Source organism: Paenibacillus sp. sgz302190, assembly GCF_059820445.1.
In genome coordinates this window covers 1-26,070 of sequence record NZ_JBZYAO010000063.1, presented here as the reverse complement: position 1 = coordinate 26,070, position 26,070 = coordinate 1, and the positions used below count along the sequence as shown (strand labels likewise).

Below are 26,070 nucleotides of genomic sequence, written 5' to 3'. Positions count from 1 at the left end.
GGAAGTAGCAAATGGGAAAATAAGTATCTAATAACTCAAAAAGAAACTTAACCATTTTAATCCAGTCGATGTTAGCTTCTTTGCAAAGCTAGTGGGTTTTTCCTGCCGAAATGGTTCATTTTGGCGAAAAGCCTGCGATTGTGCAGGAATTTTTGCTGAAAGTGAACCTGGGACCATGTCCCCGCTGAAAAGCCTGCACAATTGCAGGAATTTTTCGCAACAAGCGTGTCCAGGGCGCAAATTGATGTATTTTTGCAGGTTTTTTTCGCGTCACCAGCTAGGTAGTTAGGCAAATTGTGGCTATCGACTCTGGCGCAGGGGGTTTTCAATAGCCGTATAATCGAAAACAATCATGTTCAGGACCAGATTGCCTTGACGGGCAGTCTGGTCATTTGATCATTCAGAGCCAAACAGAGGGGGGAGATGCATGATTGTTCTGATCCGCTTTTGCCGCAAATTGCTGGAGCCGCTCCAACGCAGTATTCGGAATAAACTGATTGTCACGATGATTTTGCTGACTTCGATTCCCGTTGCTTTCGTCACGCTGCTGGCGGCGGAAAACACGAGAAAATCCGTGGAAAGCGAAGTCATCGAATCCAATTTGACGCGGATTACCTGGACGGGGGGATATTTGGGAGACCGGCTGGATCAATTAAACAATGTGGTTTATTCGATGCTCATCAATGAGACTTTTACCGATAACTTGCGAAAAATAGACGATCCGAACCCGGCCTCCGCCTTCCTTGCGCAAAAAGGGCTGACGAATACGATTCTGTCGATTTTTTATTCGAACGTAGGCACGTTAAACGGTATCCAGCTGTATGCCAAGGATGCGAACAAATATTTTACCGTCAACAATATGAACGGCGCAATTGTCGAGACGCCCGGCGAAACTCCGCACCAATTTGACGCTATTTTTGGGCAAAATAATGACTTCGCCATCGAGCAAGGCGATAACGGAAATACTTTTTTCCTGACGCGCAGCGTGAACCGGTTCGAGGACCATGCCAGACTGGCCGGAATTTCGCTGGAAGTGAAGTGGGACATGATGGAAAATACGCTCAATTTAATGAATCCGGACCACGATCATGCCGTATTCATTACGGATCAGCAGGGGGACGTTTTGTATCATCCCGCCAGCAAAATGGCTCAGGTGCCTTCCATCTCCGAACTGCTGCAAAAGACGGATGCAGGGCCCGGTTATGTTCGTACCAAAGACTACTACGTTTTTTATAACACGCTGAACCCGTGGGGGCTGAAGCTGTTCAAAGTCATTCCCATCGGCTTTATCAATCATAGCGCGGTAATTACGCTGCAATACGGTATCGTTGTCGGCGGAATTTCCATTATCGTCTCTATCCTCATAGCGGCGGTCGTTGCCTGGAAAACGTCCAAGCCGATCGTTCATTTGGCCAGATCGATGCAAGGGCTCATTCCGCTCAAGGAGAGCGAAGCGCCCGTTATTTCGCGGATCGATGAAATCGGCCTGCTCGAGTCGCGCTTTTATAACATGTCCTACTGGCTGAAAGAGTATATTAAAACCGAGTACAGCATGAATTTGGAAAAACGGACCGCTCAATTGAAAGCGCTGCAATCGCAGGTGAATCCTCATTTTTTGCAAAACACGCTGCAGTTGATCGGCAGTATGGCTTTCTCGAAAAGTCCGGATGAAATTTACAATGTCATTCGTTCGCTAAGCGATATGTTCCGCTATGTGATTCGCGACCCTGTCGAACTGACGTCGATCGAAAAAGAAATGGCGCATTTGAACAACTATTTGTTCATCCAGAAGCAGCGGTTTGCATCCCGCATTTCCGTGCATGTTTTCGTAGAGCCCGGTTTGGCAAGCTGTCCGATTCCCAAATTAACGCTGCAGCCTATCGTGGAGAACGCGTTTATTCACGGGCTGGACAAAAAGACGGGAGCCTGGGACATTCGAATCGAGGCGAGCCGAAGTCCGGCCGGCATTCAGATTGCGGTGGAGGATAACGGGCTGGGAATGAGCGGGGACATTTTGGAGCGGCTGCGGGAGCGGCTTGCTTTTACATCGGAGCCTATGTGGGATACCGGCGAAAGCATCGGGATCGTCAATGTGGTGGCAAGAATCCGCATGCACTTCGGGGAACCGTACGGTATTACCGTTGACAGTCAGCCGGGTACAGGAACTTCGATTAAGCTTCATCTGCCTATGAGAGGGGGAAACGACCATGATTAAAGCCCTTATTGTCGATGACGAACAGTGGAACCGCGATCTGATAAAAAGGTTCGGGGAGTGGGAAGCTAACGCCATGGAGGTCGTAGGCGAAGCCGAAGACGGGCTGGAGGCTATCCGTTCGATAGAGAGTCTGTCGCCCGATCTGGTCATTACGGATATGAGAATGCCGGGAATGGACGGCAGCGAATTTATCCGGCTCGTTCACAGCCGCTATCCGGACATCAAAATCATAGTCGTCAGCGGTTACGACGATTTTATGTACACTAAGCAAGCGATTCTTAGCCAGGCCAAAGATTACTTGCTGAAGCCGATCGATCCCGTCGAGCTGAACGCCGTGCTGGCCAAATGCAGAGCCGAAATCGAAGCTTCGGCCGCCCCGCGCCAATCTCAGGCGATGGATATGGAGCTGCTGCAAACGGTCAAAAACGTGATGCCCCATGTGTCGCTGCAGGTGGCCGAGCTGAATGCGGAGCGGGTTGAATGTATTTTCCGCGATTTGCATGACCGGCTGCAGACGCATAAAAGCTTTGAAGCGTTCGAACTGGAACGCATTTACCAGGAATTCGCCCTGCTGCTGAGCGAGCTTATCGTCAAACATATGCTGGACGCCGCTTCCTTGCTGCCGGACGAACCGGTGCATTTCTCCTCCTGCGGCGAAATGATCGAGCGTTTGATCGATATGTACACTACGGCCATTGAATCGGCGGTGCGGCAGCGGAAATACAAAAACAAGCTGAATCTGGACGACATCAAAACGTACATCGATCTCAACTGCGCCGACTCAATAACGGTAGAGAAGATCGCCCAAGTTTTTTTTGTCAGCAACGTATATCTCAGCAGAGCGTTCAAGAGCGAGTTCGGGCTGACGGTCACTGATTATATGCAGCAGATACGGATGGAGCGGGCGAAAGAGTGGCTGCTTGAAAGCCAGATTCCGATTAAAAACGTTGCGGAAATGTGCGGTTACGAAGACGTCGCCTATTTTTACCGGGTGTTCAAAAAGCATTTCGGCATAGCCCCGGGGGAGATGCGCAAAGGTTAGGGCAGGTTAAAATTATACAATGAAAGCGGTTAATTTCATCCAATTAAACGCTTTCATTTTTCGTTTACAATGACAAATGTAAGCGCAACTACAAATAGGGAGGTCGCACAAGTATGAGAAAAAGTTGGAAAGTAGCGTTCAGTTCCGCGCTGGTTGTTTCGCTGTTGGCCGGATGCGGGGCAAAGGGAGATAGCGGCGCAGCACCATCCGATACGAAAGCTGCCGGGAGTGCGCCGGCCAAAACCGTTACTCTAAAAGTGTTCCTGGCGCAGCCCCGGTTCAAGGAGCAGTACGATAAATTCAACGCCGAATTCGCCGCCAAGGAGAAAGCCGAAAAAAATATCGACGTAAAAATTCAGATGGAGATGCCGCCGAGCGATCAAGCGAGCCAAATCCTGAAAACGAGACTGGCTTCCAACGACGTGCCGGACGTCTTTTCGCTTCATGCGGTTAACGACATTCCGACGTACTACAAAGCCGGCTATATGGAAGATCTGTCGAGCCAGCCTTTTGCCGGCAAGCTTCTCGACAGCGTGAAGCCGTCGGTTACCATCGACAACAAAGTCGTAGCGGTCCCGCTTGAAACACTGTATTGGGGATACTTGTACAATAAGAAAATGTTTTCGGATCTCGGCTTAAAACCGCCGACAACCGTGAGTGAAATGAAAGCGGTTATCGAGACGCTGAAGAAAAATAAAATTACACCGTTCGAGCTTTCTTACAAAGAACAGCAGTGGGGCCAGCTCTTCCTTCCTCTGACGGTGGGTGCTATGGCCAACACCGACAACAAGGATTTCGTCCAGCGGATGAACAGCGACAAAGGGTCTTTCGCCGAAATCAAAAGCCAACTGTTCGACAACTATGATCTGGTCAACGCCAACGGCACGGAGCGGGCGCTCGAAGTGGCGGCCACCGACGGGGCTGCGGCGTTCGCGCAAGGGAAAGCGGCCATGTGGGTGAACGGCCCCTGGTTCGCGGATTCCATTCTCAAATCGAATCCCGATATGCAGATCGGCGTAGCGCCGCTTCCGATCAACGACAATCCGAAAGCGACGATGATCAATATGAGCGTTTCGACATCTCTGGCGGTCGCTTCGGCGAGCAAAAACAAAGAGGTGGCGAAGGACTATGTGAACTTCGTGCTTGACGATAAAGTGACCAACGAGCTGTACAGCAGCCTGAAATTCAATCCGCTCGCCAAAAACCATACGTTCAACAGCTACCCGTGGGTGACCGACGCGCTCGCTTACGTCAAAGAGGGCAAATCCTACAACGACCCTGTGATGCCGCCGGCCGTCAAAGACGAAGTAGGCAAGCTGCTTCAGGCCTATTTTGCCAAACAGACGTCGCAGGACGATGTGATCAGCGGACTGGACAAAGCGTGGAAAAGCGCCAACAAAATCAATAACAAATAATTCCGGTTGCCATTATGCAGAAAGACAGCAGGCTCTGCTGTCTTTCGCTATTTTCGAACAAGTGAGGTGATCAGCGTGCTCCAGAAAAGCATGAACAAATATGTGTCTTTGTTCGCATTTGTCGCCCCGGCGTTTATTGTGTATGTTGCCCTGCTGCTGATTCCGACGGTCGGAGGCTTTTTTTACAGCTTTACCGATTGGAACGGATTGAACAAAGATTACAGCTTTGTCGGCTTTGCCAATTTCGTCGAAGCTTTTAAGGAAGACCCTGATTTTATCCATGCGCTGTGGTTTACTTTCAAATACGTTATTGTCGTTGTTATATTGCAAAATGTGATTGCACTGTCGCTGGCTGTGCTGATCGAATCGCGGAAAAGAACGAAAGGGTTTTTTCGCACCGTATTTTTCATGCCGAACATGGTGAGCACGATTATTAGCGCTTCCATGTGGACCTTTATGTTCACCCAGGTGCTGCCGCAGCTTGCGGCCAAAACGGGCCTGCTGTTTCTGAATCAGGAATGGATCGGCAACCCGAACGTATCTTTCTTCTCGATCGTTATCGTCTCTTTGTGGCACGGTGTCGGCTATATGATGATCATTTATTTGGCCGCCCTTCAAGGGGTGCCGCAGTCGCTGCGGGAGGCGGCAATCATCGACGGAGCGAATCCTTTTCAAAATTTCATTCATATTACGCTTCCGATGATTACGCATGCGCTGACGATCTGCTTTTTCCTCACGCTCAACGGCGCTTTCAAGGTGTACGAGATCGTCTTCGGATTAACCGGCGGCGGGCCGGGAAGAAGCACGCAGGTCATCACGATGAACATATATGAGGAAGCTTTTTCAAACAATTTCCTGTACGGCTACGCCAGCGCCAAATCCGTGATCCTGTTCGTCATTATTTTAATATTTACGTTCGCTCAGGTGTTCGTCATGAAGAAGAGAGAGGTGGAAGCATGAGAATGATGCGGGCGGGTTCTTACTTCATCGTTGTGTTACTGTCGCTGTTTGCTGTCGTTTCTTTCTTCCCGCTCTATATGACGCTCATCAATTCCCTGAAGACGGAAGGGGAAATGTTCAGCTCCATTTTGGCTCTGCCGCAAATGTTTCATTTTGAGAACTTTTCCAGCGCCTACGAAAAAACGCAAATGCTCGGCAGCCTGCTGAACACGGTCCTTCTGTCGGTTCTGGGGATCGGCGGCATACTGCTGCTTTCCTCGCTGGCCGGCTACAAGCTTTCGCGGACGCCTGGCAAGGTGAGCGGCTTCATCTTCTTTTTGTTCATTTCCTCGATGCTGGTGCCGTTCCACTCCATTATGATTCCGCTGGTCAAGACGGCAAAAGCGCTGTCGCTGCAAGGAAGCGTATACGGGCTGGCGGTCATTTACGTAGGGCTTGGGGTCAATATGGCGATCTTCCTGTATCACGGCTTCGTCAAATCGATCCCGCGGGAGCTGGAGGAATCGGCTTACATGGACGGCTGCGGACAGTTCAGAACGTTCGGCACGATTATTTTGCCCCTGCTGCTGCCCATTACCGTCACGATCGGTATTCTTAACTTTTTGTGGATTTGGAACGATTTCCTGCTGCCTTTGCTGATGCTGTCCGACGTTAACGATTACACGCTCATTCTTTCCACGAATAAATTGTTCGGCGAGTATACGAAAGATTGGTCGCTTATTTTGGCCGCTTTAGTGCTGACCGCGATTCCGGTCATTATCATTTATGCCATTTTCCAGAAATTCATCGTATCGGGAATAGCGGAAGGCGCGGTAAAAGGCTGACGCGGATGCAGCTTGAAAAAGACGATTGCAGGCGCATAAAAATGAACAAGCCTGTTGACAATAAACGAATTGTGATGCTATTTTATATCGGAAGTCCCTTTTATTGAATTATTCAAAAAAGGGGCTTTTTTTCTTGAATCCGCTTCAATTAGGGGGATGAACATGTCGAGATGGAAAAATAGCCGCTACCAGACGAAGCTGTTTGTCTTGTTTATTTTGCTGAGCAGCATTCCGTCACTGCTGATCGGGACGACGGCGTACCAGAAATCATCCGAAATGCTTCACAATCAGACGGAACAGGATTTGAGCGTCATCCTCGCGCAGCTGAACACTTCGATTGAGCGCCAGATCAGCGACTTCGACCGGTTTTCGATGCTTCCTTATTTTTTGCCGGACATTTTCAATTTTTTGAACAAGCCTTTTGTTTCGCCTGAGCATTGGGGGACCGGAGAAATCAACGCGCAAAAAACGATGGTCCGGCTGATGAGCGCCTACCCGTCGATCAATTCCTCGATCAAGGGGCTGATGGTTTACGGCATTAACGGCACGCAAAACGGCTATCTCGTCAGCGGCAACTCCGCCATCAACCCGGAAGACGATGTGAAGAAGTCGGATTGGTACAAGCAGGTGATGGCCCAGGAGGGGGGCTTCGTCATTACCGGAGTCGAGGAAATCCGGCAGTTCACGGGGACGCCGTTCAATGCGATTATCGGCTCGCGGCTGATCATGGATGACGATCATCATCCGCTGGCCGTTATTGCGATTTTCATCTCGCCCGATTTTATCCCGAAAATCGTCAACTCGCTGCAGCTCCGCAATATGCAGGTCACCGTGCTGGACAAGGAGCGGAATTTGATCTACGCTTCGGACGAAAAGCTGGCCGAACAGCTCCAATCGAGCGGACTGGAGCAAAAAAAGGGAACGTGGGAATCCTCCGTTTCCGAGGACTCGAACGGAAGATCGTTCAACGGCGTGTTTTTGCAGAGCGATTACTTGGGCTGGAAAGTGTACATGGGTGTGAACCGCGATGAAATGCTGCAGGGCAGCCGGACGATCCGCAATTACACGATCGCCATTGTCATTGCAATGGGCTTTGCGGCCGCTGCCGTTTCGTTCTTTCTGGCGCGCGGACTGTCGAAGCCGATATCGAAGCTGATTCGCTCCATGCGCGAGGTGGAGCGGGGCAAGTTCTCGGTGCCCGCATCGCTGGCCCGCGAGGATGAGATCGGCCAGCTTCAGCACAGCTATGCGCGCATGGTGCAGCGGCTGGACGAGCTGATCCAGTCGATTGAAGACAAAGAGCGGCAGAAGCGGCATGCGGAGCTGTATGCGCTCCGGGCGCGAATTCAGCCGCATTTTTTGTACAATACGCTGAATTCCATCCGTATGCTGGCGATTCTTCAGCAATCGACGCAGATTGCCAAGCTTATTCAGTCGCTGAACAAGCTGCTTCATGCCAATATGAAGCTGGACACCGAGCTCGTCTCGCTGGAGGATGAGATCCGGCTGCTGAAGGATTACGCCCTTTTGATGGATTTGCGGTATACGAACGTGTTTGAGCTGGAATGGTCCGTTCCGGAGCGGATTTTGAATGCGGCCGTGCCCCCTATGCTGCTTCAGCCTTTGCTGGAAAATGCGATTTTTCACGGAGCGAAGGGGCTGGAGCGTAAACTGCACATCGCCGTTACGGCTGCTCTGGCGGACGAAAACCGCACGCTGCGGATTGAAATCAGAGACGACGGGAGCGGTTTCGAGGAAGGCCCGCTGCTTTTGCCGGATGAAAGCGGCGCCGATTCCTCCCATATCGGCCTGCGCAACGTCCGCGATCGCATCCGTCTGCGCTTCGGCGACGAGTACGGGCTGACTGTAGAACGGATCGAGGGGTACACGCAGGTCGTTCTTAAAATGCCGTATAAAACGATGGAAATGGAGAGAGACGATCATGTGGAATCTGCTGGTAGTGGAAGATGAATCCATCGTACGGGTCGGGCTGCGTTATATGGTCAACTGGGAAAGCTTGGGGGTCTTTTGGAAAGCGGAAGCTTCCAACGGGGAAGAAGCTTTGCGCATTATGGATGCGGAGCCGATTCATATCGTGATGACGGATATCCGGATGCCGGGTATGGACGGCCTTGAGCTGGCCAAACAGATCAAGCGGCGGCATCCGGGCGTGCAAATCATTTTCGTCAGCAGCTACGATAATTTCTCCTACGCCAAGGAAGCGCTGCGCATCGGGGCCGTCGATTATTTGCACAAGCCGACGATGGATGAGGAGGAGATAACAGCGATCCTCCGCAAGGCCGTGGCTATTTTGGAGGAGACCCAGACGGCGAAGCAGCATCTGACGGAGGACGAGAGGAACAACTATTTGCTGTCCTTGCTGGACAAGTACACGCTACCCGACAATCCGGCGCTTCCCGAGCTGCAGACGGAAGAATACCGGCAGGGGTACTGGCTGACGGTTATACGCAGACGAGAAGACGCGATTTCGGACGATGACGACTCCGAGCACTTGCGCTTCCTTTCGGTGCAATATTTGATCGAAGAATTTGTGTCCAAGGACTGGGGCGGAGTCGTGTTTCACCGCCAGTACCGGGAAATCATTTGGATCGCGCCGGCGGTGGAAAAGTCCAGGGACGTGAAGCCGCTGGAGCGCGGCAAATATTTGGAAAGCTTGCGGCAGAAAGTGCTGGAGCTGCTGAACGTTGCGGTCATTTTCTCGGCGAGCTCCACGTACGCCCACTTGCACGAATTGCCCAAAGCGTACATGGAGTCGCTGCTCCGCCTTCCCGTCAATGAACAGACCGATAATTTGATCGTCCGGAAGTCCAAGGAACTGGTCGACAGGCATTTGCTGGAGGACATTACGCTGGCCAAAATCGCAGCGGAAATTCATGTGAGCACAGGACATTTGAGCCGGGTGTTTCTGAAGGAAGTCGGCGAAAATTTCAGCGAATACGTCATCCGCAACAAGCTGGAATACGCCCAAAAGCTGCTGCGCGAATCCAACAAAAAAGTGTATGAAATCGCCGCCGATCTCGGATACACGAACCCGCATTATTTCAGTAAGCTGTTCAAAGAGCGCATCGGAGTAACACCGCTCGAATACCGGAACCAGTAGAAGAAAATCCTTCATGCTCCGCGCTGCAAGACAGCGGCGGGAATGAAGGATTTTTTGTTGTTGGCGCGCGCGGGGGCGTGCGGCGCGGCCGTGGCGGGAGTGCGCGGGGCAGGCCCCGAGGGCGAGGCAGGCCTGGGCAGCGCGGGCCGGTGGCGGGAAGCACGGGCTGGCCTCGGGGGCGAGGTAGGCCCGAGCAGCGCGGCCGTGCCGGGAGAGCCCAGGGCAGGCCCCGGGGTCGAGGCAGGCCTGTGCTGCGCGGCCGTGCCGGGAGAGCCCGGGGCAGGCCCCAGCGGGCGAGGCAGGCCTGAGCAGCGCGAGCCGTGCCGGGAGAGCCCCGCGTGCCGCCAAGTCGCAGCGCTCGCTCCAGCGGGCGAGTTTACGGCAAAGCCTGCAAAAGTGCAGGCATTTTCGAAGGAACAGTCCCGTTTTGGGAAAAACCTGCGAAAGTGCAGGAATTTAGCTCGTGAAGGGGCGGAACCCCCAATTTGAGTGGAAAAACCTGCACATTTGCAGGAATTATGCCGAGGCGGGTGCGTGAAGTAGCAAAAAGATGTACTTTTGCAGGCTTTCCGCGTGCCGCCAAGCCGCAGCGCTTGCTCCAGCGGACGAGTTTACGGCAAAGCCTGCAAAAGTGCAGGCATTTTCGAAGGAACCGTCCCGTTTTTGGGAAAAACCTGCGAAAGTGCAGGAATTTCGCACGTGCCGGGGCTAAACCCCCAATTTGGGTGGAAAAACCTGCACATTTGCAGGAATTATGCCGAGGCGGGCGCGTGAAGTAGCAAAAAGATGTACTTTTGCAGGCTTTCCGCGTGCCGCCAAGCCGCAGCGCTTGCTCCAGCGGGCGAGTTTACGGCAAAGCCTGCAAAAGTGCAGGCATTTTCGAAGGAACCGTCCCGTTTTGGGAAAAACCTGCGAAAGTGCAGGAATTTAGCTCGTGAAGGGGCGGAACCCCCAATTTGAGTGGAAAAACCTGCACATTAGCAGGAATTATACCGAGGCGGGAGCGTGAAGTAGCAAAAAGATGTACTTTTGCAGGCATTCCGCGCGCTGCCAAGTCGCTACGTTCGCTCTAGCGGGCGAGTTTGCGGCGCCAAGCCACGGCGCTTGCTCCGGCGGGCGAATTTACGGCAAAGCCTGCAAAAGTGCAGGCTTTCCGCGCGCCACCAAGCCGCTGCGCTCGTCCCAGCAGGCGAATTTTCCTCAAAGCCTGTGCAAAAGCGCAGGCTCCCCGCGCGCCGCCAAATCGCTACACTCGCTCCAGCGGGCGAGTTTTCGAAAAGCATCGAGATGCAAAAAGATGCACTTTCGGCGCACCTTTTCCACGCGCAGCCGGCACTGCGTTAGCGAGCGACCCGGCACGGCAAGCATAAAAACATAGGAAATGTCAAAAATCATCTATTTGCAAAAAGAATTTTCGTATTTTCAGAAAATAAGCGGTCATATTTGAACACAAAAACGCAGTTCAGGTTACTACCGGGTGTGAGCCGACTTTTTTACAATAAGTATAAAGTTGTACCAGGAAAGGATATAAACCGACATGAACAAACAAATCGGAAACGCTTTCGAAACGGAACGCTGGGGGATGTTCGAGCTTCGCCTTCAGGGTCCTCGCGCCGGCAATCCATTTACGGACGTGCAATTTTCGGCACGGTTCAGCTATAAGCACCGCACCGTAGAAGCGGATGGTTTCTATGACGGCGATGGGCAGTACTGTGTTCGTTTTATGCCGGATACGCCGGGCGAGTGGTTGTTTGAGACGATAAGCAGCGAGCCGGAATTGAACGGCGTCAAAGGAATGCTGCTTTGTGTGGAGCCGGGGCCGGGTAACCGCGGGCCTGTGCGGGTCGATCAGATTTATCATTTTGCTTATGCGGACGGTACGCCGTTTTACCCGGTTGGGACGACCAGTTACGCATGGAACCATCAAGGGGAGGCGTTGGAAGAACAGACGCTGGCCAGCCTCGCGCGGGCTCCTTTTAATAAAATTCGCATGTGCGTGTTTCCGAAGCATTACGATTACAACTTGAACGAACCGGAGCTATATCCGTTTGAAGGATCGGTGGAGCAGGGCTGGGATTTTACCCGGTTTGATCCGGCTTACTGGAGGCACCTGGAACGGCGCATTTTGGATTTGCAAAATTTGGGCATTGAAGCCGATCTCATCTTGTTCCATCCGTACGACCGGTGGGGTTTTGCCCGGATGCGTCCGGAAACGGACGACCTGTACTTGCGCTATGCGATGGCAAGGCTGTCTTCGATTCGCAATATTTGGTGGTCGCTGGCGAACGAGTACGACTTGATGTTCGACAAATCGATGCAGGATTGGGACCGGTTCTTCCATGTCATTCAGCAGCACGATCCTTTTCAGCATCTTCGCTCTATCCATAACTGGCACAATCCGGAGATTCATTACAGGAACGATCAGCATTGGTACGATCATGGCAAACCATGGGTAACGCATGTCAGCATCCAGCATCACGACCTTTATTTTGTGCCGGAATGGCGCGCTCAATACAAAAAGCCGGTCGTCATCGACGAATGCCGGTATGAGGGGAACTTAAATCACGGCTGGGGCAACATTACGGCGGAAAAAATGCTCGAATGCTTCTGGCAGGGCATGGCCCAGGGCGGCTATGTGACACACGGGGAAACTTTTGTGCATCCGCAAAATATTATTTGGTGGTCCCATGGGGGAACACTACACGGGGAAAGCCCCGACAGAATCGGATTTCTGCGGAAAATCATGGAGGAAAGCCCGCGTCTCGGGCCAACGCCGATCAATTTCAAATGGGACTCGGCCGCCGGCGGAATCGATGCGAACTTTTACCTCATCTATTTCGGGGCAAGCCGTCCGGCGTTCCGCAATCTGGACCTGCCGCAAGGCGTCCGGTTTACGGTTGAGTTGATCGATACATGGGAAATGACCGTTACGCCGTTCTCCGGCGATTTTGAAGGGACATGCCGGGTGGAATTGCCAAGCAAGCCGTATCAAGCTTTAAGGATCAAAAAAGCCGAAGACAGGTGAACCTGCTTTCATCGCAAAGGGTGCGGGCCTGTTGAAAGGGGTGATGGGGGCAAAAGCTTTACAGGGCCCATGCGGCTCGGCGGCAACATGATGAACAAATCGACTAAACAGGGGGAAAAGCAGTATGAAAAAAGTAGCTTCCGTATTGATGAGCACAGTGCTGTTAGGCGGGATTTTGGCAGGATGCGGTTCCGGCAGCGGCACGAACCAGGCGGCAAGCCCGGATAGCAAGAGCGCCGGGAAGCAGGCTGCGGGCGGTAAAGTCAGCATTTCGCTGTGGACGTTGGATACAGGCTGGGAATGGATCGACAAGGCCGTTGCTGACTTCAAACAAGAAAATCCGAACATCGATGTGCAGGTGAGCAAATATGGCGTAGACCCCATTAAAGAGAATTTAAAACTGGCCGCCAACTCCAAAACACTTCCGGATGTATGGTTTACCTGGGGCGGATCGCTGGGTTCGTTCTATCCGGAAAACGGTTTGACGATGGACCTGACGCAGGTCGCCAAGGATCATAAGTGGTCCGAAACTTACAACAAGGCTGCGATTGACATGTCCACTTACAATGGAAAAGTGTCCGGTATCCCGATACATCTGAACGTTCTGGGCATGTGGTATCCGAAGAGCGTATACGACAAGGCCAAGCTTAAACCGCCGACCACATTCGCCGAGTTTGAATCGCAATTGCAGACACTCAAGGACAACGGCGTTACTCCAATGTCCTTCGGCAGCAAGGGCGGCTGGCACACGATGCGCCTGAGCGAGCAGCTGATCGAGCATTTCGGCGGCGCGGAGCTTCATGACAAATTAAGCAACCTTACCGCATCCTGGAACGATCCGGCGGTCGTGAAAACATTTGAAAAATTAAAGGAATATACGGATAAAGGCTATCTCCCTAAAGGCTATATTTCTCTGGACCCGCAAGAAGCGGAATCGATCTTCTATCAGCAAAAGGCCGGCTTAATCGATGAAGGCACCTGGTTTGACGGCACCATTAACACGAACGGCTTTGACGCCAACAACTTTGACGTATTCAAGTTTCCGAACGACCAGAAGCCGTCCCGGGCCTCGGTATTTGCCGAAATGCTCCAAGTCAACGGCAGCTCGACGAAAGAGAAGCAGGATGCCGCCATTAAATTCGGCGAATATTTGACCAGCGTCAAGGTAGTCAACAAGTATATTGAAGGCTATGGATCGCCGGCAACGCTGAACGTTAAATTGTCGGATAAAACGCCGCATCTGAAGCAATTGCTGGACAGCGCGAACGACGGGGGCTTCCTCATTATGGACCAGGCGCTGCCGCAGCAGGTCATCCAGAAATTTTTTGAAGCGCAGGACAAAGTCGCACTGGGCGAGTGGTCGCCGCAGCAGGCCGCACAGGAGATGGACAAAGCGGTTAACGATTATAAAAGCAAAAAGAAATAAGCCAAGCGGTATCTGATCGATCAAGCAACCAGATAACAAAAGGAGCGGGTGAGGCGGCGAGTCGCTTCACCCGCATCCCATAAGGAGGATTTAGAGTGAGGATCGGGGTGATGAAGCCTTGGCTGTTTCTGCTGCCTGCACTGCTGATTTATTTGACGGTCATTTTCGTGCCGTCGCTGTATACGCTGTATCTCAGCTTTTTTAGCTGGAACGGAGTAACTCCGGATAAAGAATTCGTAGGCTTGCACAATTACGTGGACCTGATTGTAAAAGACTCCGTCTTCCCCAGGGCGCTAAAAAACAACTTGCTCTGGATGCTCGGATCGCTCGTTTTGACGATGGGGCTTGGCCTTGGCCTGGCTCTGCTGCTGAACAAAAAAATAAAAGGACGCACCTTGTTCAGGGGAATATTTTATTTTCCGTACGTGCTGTCGGGCATCGTAGTCGCCGCGGTGTGGGCCTGGATGTACAACCCGACGCAAGGTTTTATTAACAAAGTTTTGGAAGCTGTAGGACTGGAGAGCTGGACTCATGCCTGGCTGGCCGAGCCGAAGATTGCGCTCAACGCCGTATTCGTCGCGGCCCTGTGGCAAGGGGTAGGACAGCCGATGGTGTTGTTCCTGGCAGGTCTGTCGACAATTTCGCCGGACCCTTACGAAGCTGCGATCATCGACGGGGCCAAGCCGTACCAATCGTTCTGGTACATTACGATCCCGCTTTTGCAGGAGACGTTCGTCATCGTCATCGCAACGACTATGATCGCATCCATGAAAGTATACGATATCATCTACGGCATGACCGGCGGCGGACCGGCGGAAAGCACGCAGGTGCTGTCATCGTGGATGTATTACCAAACCTTTAAATTTGCCAATATCGGGATAGGATCAGCCATTTCTTGGTATCTCGTCATTATCGTAATGATTGTTCTTGTTCCTTACGTTTATTACACGACTAAAAAATCGCACTTGTAATTTTCGGAAAGATGGTGACTGAAACAATGAACGAACTGCGGGCGCACCCAATTTCCGGCGTGTTGAAGTACGCATTTTTAATATTGCTGTCTGCTCTTTTTTTAATCCCCGTCGTATTTGTAGCATTCACTTCGCTGAAATCGAACGCCGATTTGCTGAGCCATCCGTTCTACACGCTGCCGGAAAAGTATCATTGGGACAACTTTCTGAAAGCGTGGGATCAAGGCAAAATGAGCATGTACATGAAAAACACATTGATCATTTGCCTGATCAAAGTGCCCCTCGGGATTTTGATTGAAGCTTTGGCGGCTTTCGCGCTGACCCGGCTCGATTTCAAGTGGAGCGGCCCGATGTTCACCTTATTTTTGGTGGGCATGATGATTCCGATTCAGGCGACGCTCGTGCCGCTGAACATTTTTCTGAATAAGACGCACCTGGTCAGCACGTATCCGGGGCTTATTCTGATCTACGTCGGATTCGGCATCCCGTTCGGCATTTTGATTTTGCGCGGATTTTTCCGGACGATTCCGAAAGAGCTGGACGAGGCCGCGCTGATCGACGGCTGCGGAGATTTGGGCAAATTTCTCAGAGTCATTATTCCGCTGTCGATGCCGGCCATCGCGACGCTCGTTATTTTTGACTTTTTGGCCACCTGGAACGAATTTCTGCTCGCGCAAATTTTTATTACCAAAGATTCGATGAGATTGATCACTACGGGGCTGATGGCCTTCAAGGGAGAACGTTCGACGGACTACACGCTATTGAGCGCGGCCGTGCTGATATCGATGATCCCGGTGCTGCTCGTCTACTTGACGTTCCAAAAATATTTTGTCAACGGCCTGGCCGGCTCGGTAAAGGGCTAAGGCCGGCCACACCTCCTGCTTGATTGCAAGGAGAAAATGATGAGGGCACCGCCACGAATTTCTCCCAAGGTGCCTTCTCCCCACTGGGCAGTCTCCGCTGCATATTGATTAAAATCCAGTTCCAGTCAATCCCCGGTTCTTTGGCCCAATGAACTTTCGTAGAGCAGCCATTGATCATCTTTAAGAACCATCACCACACAAGTAAGGGTGTTTCCCATTGCTTTTTACAGTCGTTCGCATCACAGGCTCTGTCGTTTCTTCCCCCAAAACTTGCCATTACTTGTGAAACGGTTCAGTGTCACCAACTTAATTTATTTTGCTTATACGGTTTTACATAAATCGTTGTCTGGGGTCACTTCTTAATATTTCTATAAGCAGTCCAATATTTGAACCTATGTTTTCAGTAAACTTCTGAATATTTTGGGTGATTTTCTTCTCCTGCATTATTGCAAGATTAAGATTTGATTTGAATAATTCAAAGTTTAGATTACGTTTAGGGTTCATTGTAAATATATCCGAAAAAAGTTTACTTGTGAAAGTATGATGACTACTTTCTTTTTGATTTTCAAAAATCTGTTTTTCCTTTTTAAGGATGAATTCCTCTACTGAATTTTCTTTATGCAGTATGAGCCATAATTCAAAACAAGGGCTAGTAACAGCAAGTATATTGTCTGTTCCTGCGCGAGCAATAAAATCTAAATACTCAGCACTGTCTCTGTAACTGTCTCTATCGAATACTATTACAAAATCATCGATTTCAACGTCATACTTTCCATTTTCAACAAGTTGTCGCTTCTTTTCATTAATTAACTCCAAAAGCTTTTTGGGATGACTATGACTTTCAATATCCCCCTCTTTATGTAGAATAATTATTTCAATCATGTTATTTATGCCAAGATACTTTCTTTCTCCAACAAGACCTTCAAAGTATTTAATCTCGGTGTGAATACCTTCAAAAATTAAGTAATATCGTTTGAGCGGTTCAATTTCAATGTCTTCTTGATACCTTTCAGTCCAAGAACTAGCTTCCCGCAAGGGGCTCATTTGGGGTCACCTTCTTTGAACTTAAATTGTTTAAATACTGGAACAGCTCCATATCTTCCTTCGAGATATGCTTTACTTAGCTGTTTATCATACCTCTCTTTAAACCTATCTAAAGAAAACAAATGAGATATATTATTGTTATCTCTTTCAACAAACCAAATTTCGTCTCTTCTCAAAAGGTCTTGATCCATGATGGTAGACTCATGGGTTGTAAAAATTAACTGGGTATTACGCGCTTCTAAGAGATCAAGAAATAACTCAATATACTTGTAAGTTAATTTGGGATGTAAGCTCCGTTCCATCTCATCTATTATGTACACTTTGTTATTTTCATTGCTCACTAGAATATCCAGTAAATCAAAAAGCCTTCTTGTTCCGTCTGATTCTTCTGAGAACTCAAAATTATCAAATGAGTTACCATGTTCAAGCATGATTGTGGTAATTATGGGTTCCTCAATCGAATTTCCTTTGATATTAAAAAAGGTGTCTTTAGATCGCATTGAAATGGCAACAGTCTTGGATTGAGTATCTTCCGCCAATCTTTCCTTAAATACTTTTATCATTTGTTCAGCTATAACATCATTTACTTTGCTTTTAAACTCATTTATCGAAATTTTTTCAACCTTCACCTTTGAAATACCAGTGTCGAAGAATTGTATAATCTCATTAATTGCTTGGTTATCACCTTCTCCATAAAAATACTCGAAATTTGTAATTGGTTGATCCGGGGATATAGTAACTAGATCATTTTCAAACCAATCATAAACATCCCTAAAAAAGGATAAAGCCGAGTCTTTAGTTATTTTTTTATTTCTATTCATTTCTTGAAGAAACAACGTATTTTTATTTTCTTCAAAATCTATTTTGTATGTCTGAAATCTCATAGCATCTACATCACTTAACTTTATATCAGGATTAATTTCAATCCTTTTAATTCCTGTTTCTCTTTCGAAGAGCATTAATTGAGCAGAGTTTTGTGGATTCAATTCATATAGCCACTCTGATTTGACTTGTTGTTCATGCAGATTCAGGCTAAAGCCATATGCATAAAATTTATCATTTTTATATATTTCGAATTCGAATTTTGATTCCTTAACTTTATTTGCTTCAAATGCCCTACAAAACATTTTAGATGTATAATTGGGGAATTTCTCCGTGACTATATATTTTGAAAATCGAATGGCTTCAATTAAGTTTGTTTTCCCCGATGCATTTGCTCCATAAATTGTAGCTGCTCTCAATAAAGTTAACTTGCCTAGTTGGACTACATGTTGCTTTTTTGACTTATATCTTTTTGCTGGTATCATATTTAATTCTTGTTTTTTATCAAAAGATTTAAAATTGTCGACCTTAAACCTGATTAACACCTTAAATCACCCCTTAAAGAGATTTTTTCTCTTAAATATCCTTTAAGTAACATTATACCCATAACAAACGGCTAAATAAACATGTTCTTCTAACAGCAAATCGAAATAGGCTCTTATTATGATACTCTTCACATTATGACTACATTACCAAACGGCACGTTAAATTACTCTAATAATTTCCGCTTATGCGCATATTTCCACTCTCCGCTTTACCACTAATTGTGATAAGGTTCTCCGCGGCGGAAGCATTCGCAACGAAAAAAGCCTCAAATAAGACGTAGCTTTGATTTGTCTGTTGAGTTAAAATTTAGTAATGAGTTACCTGAGTCCGCGTCAGCATTTCTCAAGGAGGACAGATGAATTCAAACTATGTAAACCATCCTAAAGTCACTTCGGATAAAGCGAAGGTGAGCGAGCATGGTTCTATGGAAAAGTCCCCTTTACCGGCGAATTACCAAGACTTATCACAGCTGCAAATCATGCGGTTCCAGCAAACGATCGGAAATCGGGCCGTAGCGCAACTGCTGCAATCCAAGTTCACAAGGCCGCAGACCAACGTCAAAGAAACGCCGCTGCAAAGATCCGCAAATCAAACCGGAATGTCCGACCCTATCATACAACGGAAAATAAATGCAAATAATTTTAAGGACTTTTTGGAAGAACAAATGGAACTCCAGCAGGATGTGAAGCAAGACCCTGAAATCTATGAGAAGAAATATACAACCGTCGGTTTTGAACACGAATTCGCCCAAATGACGGACGGGAGACTGCAAGGAGCTTCCCACGTCACGATTAGTGAATCTCAAGAACGCATGCCTTATACAGGTATACCGTTCGTATTGGAGACAGATGCATCCGATGCGCTTGAATTGGTAAGTCCCCCTTTTCTTATTGAAACCGTGGGGGATAAACCGATCCCCGATGTGGATGATGTGGACAAAGTAGACACCATCATTAAGGACACTTTGACCAGTCATACTTCTTCTAATCCGACAGTGAGTCAGTTAATTTCCGAATTCCAGAATGATCCCGGAATCAATTTCGAATTGAAAGACGTGGAAGTGGCTTCAGGAAACATGACGCCGAATACTAAAGATTCCGTACATAAGAAAGAAGCGAAGGTGTCAAAGGATGAACTGGAAAAAATTCCATTAAAACCAAGTACGAAAATGTCCAGTGCGGATAAACCTCATATTAGTACCCAGGTGAATTTTGCTTCGGATGCGAACACTTTTAACATGCTCCAAGAGCTTCATGCAGGAAGCGGGATGGATGGTTACACAGACTTTTATTCCTCTATTCAAACTTCATTGCGAGATATGTTGTATCAGGAGGTCTTTAGTATCGAACTGGCAAGTTCAAAGGATGAAATCGATAGTGCTATAACAAATATACAAAAACTGCAATTATTGGTCGCCAACAGCATACATAAAAAAGTTCATCAGGAGCTGCATGCGGCAAAATACGGCAAACCCAGCAGATTCAGTCTTACCAAGAGTGCTGCGGATCGATACATAGGCACAAATGAGAATATCAAACAAACCTTTATGGAAATGACCAATGTCGTGTTGGATGAATTGCAGAAAAGCTATATTACACCTCTAGGTTTGGAAAACGCGATCGGTCAATATCGCGAGGCGATTGCAACTCTAAAAGAAAGTATTGAAAATCTAAATAACGATATCGGGGATGATCTTGTAGCCGGTCTCATTCAAGAGGGGGCAGGGCCAGTAAAGGCCCTTTCTGATGAAGCTGGCGATGCTCTAGAGCAATATCCTGTCATAGCGGAGGATAAAACGAATCTGAAAGTATTTTTGGATGTGCTGGCAAGAAGTTTAAGCGGTCAGATGGCAGTACCGACGATGAAAAAACTGAGGGAAGCGCAAGAACATCGATATAAAAACCCCAGATCCGATAAGATGGGGCTTATCAAACAAGAGCATTCGGATGACATGGAAAGCAAGTTGAAATACGAACAGATGGCTTCGAGCCGCGTTAAAGATGTCAAGCAGGTCTGGATCAAAGATACGGTGATGAACATTGGGCTGGGTATCTTACAGCAAGGGGACTGGAAACGGGTTGAAGACGCACTGAAAAGCAGCGGCTTAAGAAAGCGGGTTAAGGACTTTGAAGCACCTGAATCTGTGGAACCCGAGAAACAAATGAGAAATAAGGATTTTGCGAAAGCCGTTTTGAGCGCATTGGATCAAATTGTTTATGATATCAAGAAAAATAAATTGTCTCAAGTTGATAAAAAGACAGGAAAAGCGAAAACAGACGGATTTAACGTTTTTATCGGCCCGTCAAGTCAACCCGACCTATTTTCTCATAATAAAAAATGGATCGGACCGCGTCAGGATACTTATCTGAACGCACAAAAAGTACAAATGCCGGAAATCTGGAAAGATAAAAGGCTGCATGTTATAGAAGTCAGAAACGATATTCATGAACGGCTTAAAAAATTAAACACGATGAACGGGGGCGATAACTAATCGGAACAACATGAAGAGCTCCCTTAACTCAGAACAATACTTGACTCTCTAGTACGTTACTAGAAGCATGCCTGCAAAGCCTCAGCGGGCATGCTTTCTTTTAGGGCTCCTTGTCCACTGCTATTTCCCTCAACTCATCGAGCAGCGCAAGCCAGACGACGCATCGCGATCCTCTTGGATCGTCAATTCTGCTTTATTGCCAAGCGTCATTTCGTAAGTTCCGCCGTATTTTCTCATAAATCGGGAAATTTCATCTAGAACTGCATTCCGATGTTCATCAGGATTTAATTCCACTGCCCCATGAGCTTGATTCTGAGAACCATACATGGCAGCAACTTCGCGGACTGTAATCACTTCTCCGGTTCTCATTGCATAAGAAATGGTTTCAGGAATTCGATTATGGCGATTTTGCCCTTCCCGCTTATATCCAAGAAAACGCCCTTCATCTATCCATTTATTAATGGCTTGCACCGAAACGCCAAAGATTCGGGCCAACTCGCCTGTAGTATACGCTTTAATCGGTTGGGCATGGTTTACAATCTCCGCCATAAGGTTGATCAACTCTCGAAGATCCTGTCGGTTTATGCCCATGTATTCATTACAGGTCGCTGGTGCCTCTTGCGGATAATCACAGACATCATCCATAAATCAAGCCTCCGTCCCTGTTTTGTGTGGGTTGGAGGCTTTCATTTGGCTAGCGGGACCGCAGCTTTAAGCCCTTCATGCACGTGTCCCAGGCCTGGTCCGATCCCTTCCAATCCGTCCCTCTCGGCACGATAACCGGGAATACTTTATCCAGCTTCCAATCCTCGTAAACGACATCTTCGCGATTGTCCGGGTGGAAATTCACGATTAAAAATCGCGATTTGTCGTGAATGATCGGCTGCAAAGCTGTGCGAAGCTGCCGCGCTTCTTTTTTTTTCGTTTGGGTTCTTATAAAAAGGACAGGGGTATTTTTCACAGTTTTCAAAAACCGGTCGACACGGCGGCTGATTGTTGCTTTGAACCCCGGATAAGCGTCCTGCCACTGCTCCGGGGGAAGACTGCGGGGGAAGTCATGGAAAGATTCCACGCCATACAGATTATCTCGAATAACGAAACAATCATCGGTGGCGCCAATGGGCTGCAAATGATTCAACTCCATAAATCCTTGAAAACGATTTTCTATTAACCGGACCAATCCGTCTGCAGAGTCGGAGACAAACCAATCCAAAGGACCCGCATACCGGCGCAGTCCCAATCTTTTTAACTGATAAGCGGTTTGACACGTCGTCCCCAAGCTGATGCAGGCTTTATAGCTGCCCCTGGAATTGTTCCATTTCATTCTTTCACCTCCGGTACATGACCGAGTCGAACCGCCGCGCCCGCAGCCGTTCCAAATCCGCCCCGCGCCGGCGCAAGTCATAACATTAGATTCAAGCCGGACTTATTATGATTGGATTCCTATCCCCGCCCCACTTTCAAACCGATGAATAAAAACGGTAAAATGGATAAATATGAAGACAGAGCTCCGTAGTGGCGTGCACATAATCAAAGGGGGAAAAGTATGAAAAAAGCGATCGCGCTGCTTTTGGGCGGCTTATTGATGACGGGTGCCGCAACGGGCTGCACAAAAGGCGGTACGGCAAGCGGCGCCGGAAACAATATCGCCTCTCCGGTCAGCGTTACGCTATGGGTGCTGGATTCGCACATTTGGGTGGACGAGGCTGTGAGCGATTTTAAAAAAGAAAATCCGCATATCGATGTGCAGCTCAGCAAGTACGCCGTCGATCCGATAAAAGAAGCACTGAAAGTAGCGGCCAATTCGAAGACGCTTCCGGATATGTGGTTTACCTGGGGAGGCTCTTTGGGCTCTTTTTACGCGGAGAACGGCATGACGATGGATTTGACGCAGGCGTCCAAAGACCATAAATGGTCCGAAATTTACGACAAAGCGGCCATCGATTTGTCCACATATAACGGGAAAGTCGCCGGTATCCCTTACCATTTGAACGCCGTCGACATGTGGTATTCGAAGAACGTTTACGGGAAGCTGAATCTCAAGGCGCCTGCAACGTTCGATGAGTTTGAAGCGCAGTTAAAGACGATGAAAGAGAGTGGGGTCACGCCGCTGGGGTTAGGCGCCAAAGGGGGCTGGCATCTGATGCGTCTTACGGATCAGCTTTTGGAGCATTTTGCCGGTCCGGAGCTGCATGACAAGCTGAACGACCTCTCGGCGTCCTGGAACAATCCGGCGGTAGTCCGGACGTTCGAGAGGCTCAAAGAGTACACGAGCAAGGGTTACTTCCCCAAAGGCTACGTATCCCTTGACGAATCGGAAGCCTACGACCTGTTCTTAAACGACAAAACCGCCCTGACCGTCGAGGGGAGCTGGCTGGACAGAAACATAAGATCCGACGGGTTCAAACCGGCCGATTACGGGGTTTTTAAGTTTCCGAGCGACCGGACGCCGGCAAGAACATCGGTTTTTGCGGAAATGTTCCAGATCAACGGCAAAATCGACCAGGCCAAACAGGAGGCCGCTTTGAAACTGGGCGAATACTTGACGAGCCCGCTTGTCGCGAACAAATACATCGACAATTACGGCACTCCGGCCGCGCTGAATGTGACATTCACGGATACGACGCCGCACATCCAGCCGCTGCTCGCTATGGCGAAAGCCGGCAGCTTTTTGATCACCGACCAGGCTTTGCCGCAGCAAATCACGCAAACGTTGTTCGAAGCGCAGGACAAAGTCACGCTGGGCGAATGGACGCCGCAGCAAGCGGCGGAAGCGATGGACAAGGCGGTTGCCGATTACAAAAGCAAACGAAAGTAAAGCGGGCGCGGCGCGCCCTGTGTTCGGGTTCGCCGGGCAAAACGGGAGATTCCAATATATGTCTGAAATTTGAACAAAGATATCGGTTTTTTGGTGTATATTTCCATTGGAAACCCGTTACTATGTAGGTGATTGGCATGCACGCTTGATGCCGGTCTCATTAGATTGAAAGGAGGGAGACAGTTTCACAGATTGAAAAGTAAGCGCTTACGAAATTGGGATGGGGCAAAAGGAGGGATGTTTTGACAAAAGGTTGTACAGGTTCCACAGCGGCGAGCGAATCAGGGCTTGCCGCTGCAAAAACAGTGATAATGGAGGGATGATTGAATGACAAATAAATTGCGTTTCCCGGTGCGGCTGTGCGCCGTACTCATCGCGGCTGTTACCATAGCCGCATCCGGTATTATTCCGCAGCCGTCGGCTTCGGCGGCTTCCCCGCGTCAGGCGGAAAAACTGAATCGCGGCGTTGTGGCGGTCAAGGTGTCAAACGGCGTCTTTGTAAGCTGGAGGCTCCTTGGCACGGAGGACAGCTCGGTTTCGTTTAATTTGTACCGCAACGGGACGAAAGTGAATGCCAGTCCGATCACGAACAGCACCAATTATCAGGACGCCGCGGGCACGGCCTCCGCCAGCTATACGGTGCGGGCGGTAGTGAACGGCACGGAGCAGGCCGTATCCCCGGCGGCAAGCGTGTGGGGAAATCAGTACCTGGACGTGCCTATTCAAAAGCCGGCAGGCGGCACGACGCCATCCGGCGAAAGCTATACCTATAGCGCGGGCGATGCCAGCGTAGGAGATCTGGACGGTGACGGCGAGTACGAAATCATCCTGAAGTGGGACCCTTCCAATTCCAAAGACAACTCGCAGAGCGGCTATACCGGCAACGTGTATCTGGACGCCTACAAGTTGAACGGCACGCGCCTGTGGAGAATCGACCTCGGCAAAAACATCCGCGCCGGCGCCCACTACACGCAGTTCCTCGTCTATGATTTCGACGGCGACGGCAAAGCAGAGGTGGTATGCAAAACGGCTGACGGCACCGTTGACGGAACGGGCGTCACCATCGGAAGCGCCACTGCGGATTACCGCAACTCCAGCGGCTATATTTTGTCGGGACCCGAATTTCTGACGGTGTTTTCCGGGCAAAACGGGAAGGCGCTCTCCACGATCGATTACGTGCCGCCGAGAGGAACGGTCTCCAACTGGGGGGACAGCTACGGCAACCGCGTCGACCGGTTTCTCGCTTGTGTCGCTTATTTGGACGGCGTGCGCCCAAGCATTGTAATGGCACGCGGCTACTACACCCGCACGGTAGTCGTCGCTTATGATTGGCGCAACGGCAGCCTGACGAGAAGATGGACGTTCGACAGCAACAGTTCCACGAATGCGGGCACCGCCGGGCAAGGCAACCATAACCTCAGCGTAGCCGATGTGGATGGCGACGGCAAAGATGAAATCGCCTACGGCTCGCTCGGCATCGACGATAACGGAGCGACTTTGTACAATACCGCTCTCGGGCACGGAGACGCGATGCATCTCGGGGATCTGAACCCCGATCGGGCCGGTCTGGAGGTATTTCAGGTACACGAGAATACCAGCGCCCAGTATGGTGCGGAGATCCACGATGCCCGCACCGGCCAGATTTTGTGGGGCCTGCGCACAGGCACAGATACGGGAAGAGGGCTGGCCGCGGATATTGACCCCAGGTACAAGGGCGAAGAGCTCTGGGCATCCGGCATCGGGCTGTACAGCGTTACGGGCACGCAGATCAGCAGCAGCAATCCCGGCTCTACCAATTTTGCGATTTGGTGGGACGGGGATTTATCCCGCGAGCTTCTGGATCACAGTTCCAACGTCGGCAAAATTGACAAATGGGACTACGCCAACAACCGGCTGGTCAACTTGTTAACGGCTTCCGGCACGAACTCGAACAACTCGACCAAAGCGACCCCGTCTCTGCAGGCCGATCTTCTAGGGGACTGGCGGGAAGAAGTAATCTGGAGAAAATCCGACAGCTCCGCCCTGCGGATCTATACGACCACCGACGTCACGACGACAAAAATTCATACCTTGATGCACGATCCCGTCTACCGGCTCGGCATCGCCTGGCAAAATGTCGCGTACAACCAGCCGCCTCATACAAGCTTCTATCTGGGCACCGGCATGAGCACCCCGCCGAAGCCGAACATCTACACGACGCCGTAAACAACCGGCGCTACGCAGGGCTGATCCACAAGCAGCATAAGTTGCCGGTGAGTCAGCCCTTTTTTTGGTCGGGCCCCCGTGGGAGTCAATGTTGTCAGGTTAGTAGATTTTGGTATAGTAGAGGTAAATGATAGAAACGGATGATAGCGCGTGAAAAAAAAGGAAAAGCGACCTTATCTCGTGTGCTTAACAAGATGAAAAGCGACGAATTCAAAGAAAGCGCGAAGAAGAATACGCAGGATTTTAAACGCAATCGCAAGATTGGTTTCTTTCCGCTGCTGC

The 26,070-nt window shown here is 49.6% G+C and carries 18 protein-coding genes; 14 read left to right on the top strand and 4 right to left on the bottom strand.

From position 1 onward, the window contains the following. Positions 1–427: 427 nt before the first annotated feature. The 11 genes from AC6RNO_RS35265 (at position 428) to AC6RNO_RS35215 (ending at position 15,862) form a co-directional block, all read left to right on the top strand. Entirely contained in the window at positions 428–2,215 is a 1,788-nt protein-coding gene (locus tag AC6RNO_RS35265; protein WP_497108285.1) for a histidine kinase, read from the top strand. Next, positions 2,208–3,257 carry a response regulator gene (locus tag AC6RNO_RS35260; protein WP_497108284.1) on the top strand — a complete coding sequence of 350 codons (1,050 nt, stop codon included), beginning with the start codon at positions 2,208–2,210 and terminating at the stop codon, positions 3,255–3,257. Before AC6RNO_RS35265 ends, AC6RNO_RS35260 begins: the two co-directional genes overlap by 8 nt. A gap of 113 nt (positions 3,258–3,370) precedes the next feature. Beyond that, positions 3,371–4,672 carry an extracellular solute-binding protein gene (locus tag AC6RNO_RS35255; RefSeq protein ID WP_497108283.1) on the top strand — a complete coding sequence of 434 codons (1,302 nt, stop codon included), beginning with the start codon at positions 3,371–3,373 and terminating at the stop codon, positions 4,670–4,672. Between the two features lie 90 nt (positions 4,673–4,762). Continuing rightward, a complete protein-coding gene (locus AC6RNO_RS35250; RefSeq protein ID WP_497108286.1) occupies positions 4,763–5,632 on the top strand; it encodes an ABC transporter permease subunit in 870 nt (289 codons plus the stop codon). Next, a complete protein-coding gene (locus AC6RNO_RS35245) occupies positions 5,629–6,456 on the top strand; it encodes a carbohydrate ABC transporter permease (RefSeq protein ID WP_474682939.1) in 828 nt (275 codons plus the stop codon). The genes AC6RNO_RS35250 and AC6RNO_RS35245 overlap by 4 nt, the downstream gene beginning before the upstream one ends. 162 nt (positions 6,457–6,618) lie before the next feature. Then, positions 6,619–8,427, top strand: a complete 1,809-nt coding sequence (locus AC6RNO_RS35240; RefSeq protein WP_497108282.1) for a histidine kinase — start codon at positions 6,619–6,621, stop codon at positions 8,425–8,427. Further along, on the top strand, positions 8,399–9,577 hold the full coding sequence (locus tag AC6RNO_RS35235; RefSeq protein ID WP_474682941.1) for a response regulator: 1,179 nt from the start codon (positions 8,399–8,401) through the stop codon (positions 9,575–9,577). Before AC6RNO_RS35240 ends, AC6RNO_RS35235 begins: the two co-directional genes overlap by 29 nt. Positions 9,578–11,114: 1,537 nt before the next feature. Then, positions 11,115–12,602 (top strand): DUF5605 domain-containing protein, encoded by a 1,488-nt coding sequence (locus tag AC6RNO_RS35230; protein ID WP_497108281.1) that lies wholly within the window; start codon positions 11,115–11,117, stop codon positions 12,600–12,602. Positions 12,603–12,726: 124 nt separating this feature from the next. Continuing rightward, positions 12,727–14,028: an extracellular solute-binding protein gene (locus AC6RNO_RS35225; RefSeq protein ID WP_497108280.1), complete on the top strand. Its 1,302-nt coding sequence runs from the start codon at positions 12,727–12,729 to the stop codon at positions 14,026–14,028. A 110-nt stretch (positions 14,029–14,138) separates the two neighbouring features. Beyond that, positions 14,139–14,999, top strand: coding sequence for a carbohydrate ABC transporter permease (locus tag AC6RNO_RS35220; protein WP_474683033.1), 861 nt, complete (start codon positions 14,139–14,141; stop codon positions 14,997–14,999). A gap of 26 nt (positions 15,000–15,025) precedes the next feature. Further along, complete coding sequence (locus tag AC6RNO_RS35215) at positions 15,026–15,862, top strand: carbohydrate ABC transporter permease (RefSeq protein WP_474682944.1); 837 nt, start codon at positions 15,026–15,028, stop codon at positions 15,860–15,862. A gap of 330 nt (positions 15,863–16,192) precedes the next feature. On the opposite strand, the gene AC6RNO_RS35210 is transcribed toward AC6RNO_RS35215, so the two are convergent. After that, positions 16,193–16,906, bottom strand: a complete 714-nt coding sequence (locus AC6RNO_RS35210; protein ID WP_497108279.1) for an RloB domain-containing protein — start codon at positions 16,904–16,906, stop codon at positions 16,193–16,195. Further along, on the bottom strand, positions 16,903–18,273 hold the full coding sequence (locus tag AC6RNO_RS35205; RefSeq protein WP_497108278.1) for an AAA family ATPase: 1,371 nt from the start codon (positions 18,271–18,273) through the stop codon (positions 16,903–16,905). Before AC6RNO_RS35205 ends, AC6RNO_RS35210 begins: the two co-directional genes overlap by 4 nt. 356 nt (positions 18,274–18,629) lie before the next feature. On the opposite strand from AC6RNO_RS35205, the gene AC6RNO_RS35200 reads away from it, so the two are divergent. Beyond that, a complete protein-coding gene (locus AC6RNO_RS35200; protein ID WP_497108277.1) occupies positions 18,630–20,765 on the top strand; it encodes a hypothetical protein in 2,136 nt (711 codons plus the stop codon). Between the two features lie 129 nt (positions 20,766–20,894). Here the strand turns inward: AC6RNO_RS35200 and AC6RNO_RS35195 are convergent, their stop codons facing one another. Together AC6RNO_RS35195 and AC6RNO_RS35190 are read right to left on the bottom strand one after the other, a co-directional pair. Further along, positions 20,895–21,410 (bottom strand): helix-turn-helix domain-containing protein, encoded by a 516-nt coding sequence (locus tag AC6RNO_RS35195; protein ID WP_497108276.1) that lies wholly within the window; start codon positions 21,408–21,410, stop codon positions 20,895–20,897. Positions 21,411–21,459: 49 nt separating this feature from the next. Beyond that, positions 21,460–22,089 (bottom strand): DUF1796 family putative cysteine peptidase, encoded by a 630-nt coding sequence (locus tag AC6RNO_RS35190; protein WP_497108275.1) that lies wholly within the window; start codon positions 22,087–22,089, stop codon positions 21,460–21,462. A gap of 222 nt (positions 22,090–22,311) precedes the next feature. On the opposite strand from AC6RNO_RS35190, the gene AC6RNO_RS35185 reads away from it, so the two are divergent. Then, complete coding sequence (locus AC6RNO_RS35185; RefSeq protein WP_497108274.1) at positions 22,312–23,583, top strand: extracellular solute-binding protein; 1,272 nt, start codon at positions 22,312–22,314, stop codon at positions 23,581–23,583. Between the two features lie 327 nt (positions 23,584–23,910). Further along, entirely contained in the window at positions 23,911–25,788 is a 1,878-nt protein-coding gene (locus tag AC6RNO_RS35180) for a rhamnogalacturonan lyase family protein (RefSeq protein ID WP_497108273.1), read from the top strand. The last annotated feature ends 282 nt before the right edge of the window (positions 25,789–26,070 follow it).

What these genes read in the sequence shown, in the direction of transcription:
- AC6RNO_RS35190 (WP_497108275.1), bottom strand. Translation starts at nt 22,089, where the DNA reads ATGAAATGGAACAATTCCAGGGGCAGCTATAAAGCCTGCATCAGCTTG.
- AC6RNO_RS35225 (WP_497108280.1), top strand. Translation starts at nt 12,727, where the DNA reads ATGAAAAAAGTAGCTTCCGTATTGATGAGCACAGTGCTGTTAGGCGGG.
- AC6RNO_RS35240 (WP_497108282.1), top strand. Translation starts at nt 6,619, where the DNA reads ATGTCGAGATGGAAAAATAGCCGCTACCAGACGAAGCTGTTTGTCTTG.
- AC6RNO_RS35230 (WP_497108281.1), top strand. Translation starts at nt 11,115, where the DNA reads ATGAACAAACAAATCGGAAACGCTTTCGAAACGGAACGCTGGGGGATG.
- AC6RNO_RS35260 (WP_497108284.1), top strand. Translation starts at nt 2,208, where the DNA reads ATGATTAAAGCCCTTATTGTCGATGACGAACAGTGGAACCGCGATCTG.
- AC6RNO_RS35245 (WP_474682939.1), top strand. Translation starts at nt 5,629, where the DNA reads ATGAGAATGATGCGGGCGGGTTCTTACTTCATCGTTGTGTTACTGTCG.
- AC6RNO_RS35200 (WP_497108277.1), top strand. Translation starts at nt 18,630, where the DNA reads ATGAATTCAAACTATGTAAACCATCCTAAAGTCACTTCGGATAAAGCG.
- AC6RNO_RS35265 (WP_497108285.1), top strand. Translation starts at nt 428, where the DNA reads ATGATTGTTCTGATCCGCTTTTGCCGCAAATTGCTGGAGCCGCTCCAA.
- AC6RNO_RS35210 (WP_497108279.1), bottom strand. Translation starts at nt 16,906, where the DNA reads ATGAGCCCCTTGCGGGAAGCTAGTTCTTGGACTGAAAGGTATCAAGAA.
- AC6RNO_RS35215 (WP_474682944.1), top strand. Translation starts at nt 15,026, where the DNA reads ATGAACGAACTGCGGGCGCACCCAATTTCCGGCGTGTTGAAGTACGCA.
- AC6RNO_RS35220 (WP_474683033.1), top strand. Translation starts at nt 14,139, where the DNA reads ATGAAGCCTTGGCTGTTTCTGCTGCCTGCACTGCTGATTTATTTGACG.
- AC6RNO_RS35180 (WP_497108273.1), top strand. Translation starts at nt 23,911, where the DNA reads ATGACAAATAAATTGCGTTTCCCGGTGCGGCTGTGCGCCGTACTCATC.
- AC6RNO_RS35195 (WP_497108276.1), bottom strand. Translation starts at nt 21,410, where the DNA reads ATGGATGATGTCTGTGATTATCCGCAAGAGGCACCAGCGACCTGTAAT.
- AC6RNO_RS35235 (WP_474682941.1), top strand. Translation starts at nt 8,399, where the DNA reads ATGTGGAATCTGCTGGTAGTGGAAGATGAATCCATCGTACGGGTCGGG.
- AC6RNO_RS35250 (WP_497108286.1), top strand. Translation starts at nt 4,763, where the DNA reads ATGAACAAATATGTGTCTTTGTTCGCATTTGTCGCCCCGGCGTTTATT.
- AC6RNO_RS35255 (WP_497108283.1), top strand. Translation starts at nt 3,371, where the DNA reads ATGAGAAAAAGTTGGAAAGTAGCGTTCAGTTCCGCGCTGGTTGTTTCG.
- AC6RNO_RS35185 (WP_497108274.1), top strand. Translation starts at nt 22,312, where the DNA reads ATGAAAAAAGCGATCGCGCTGCTTTTGGGCGGCTTATTGATGACGGGT.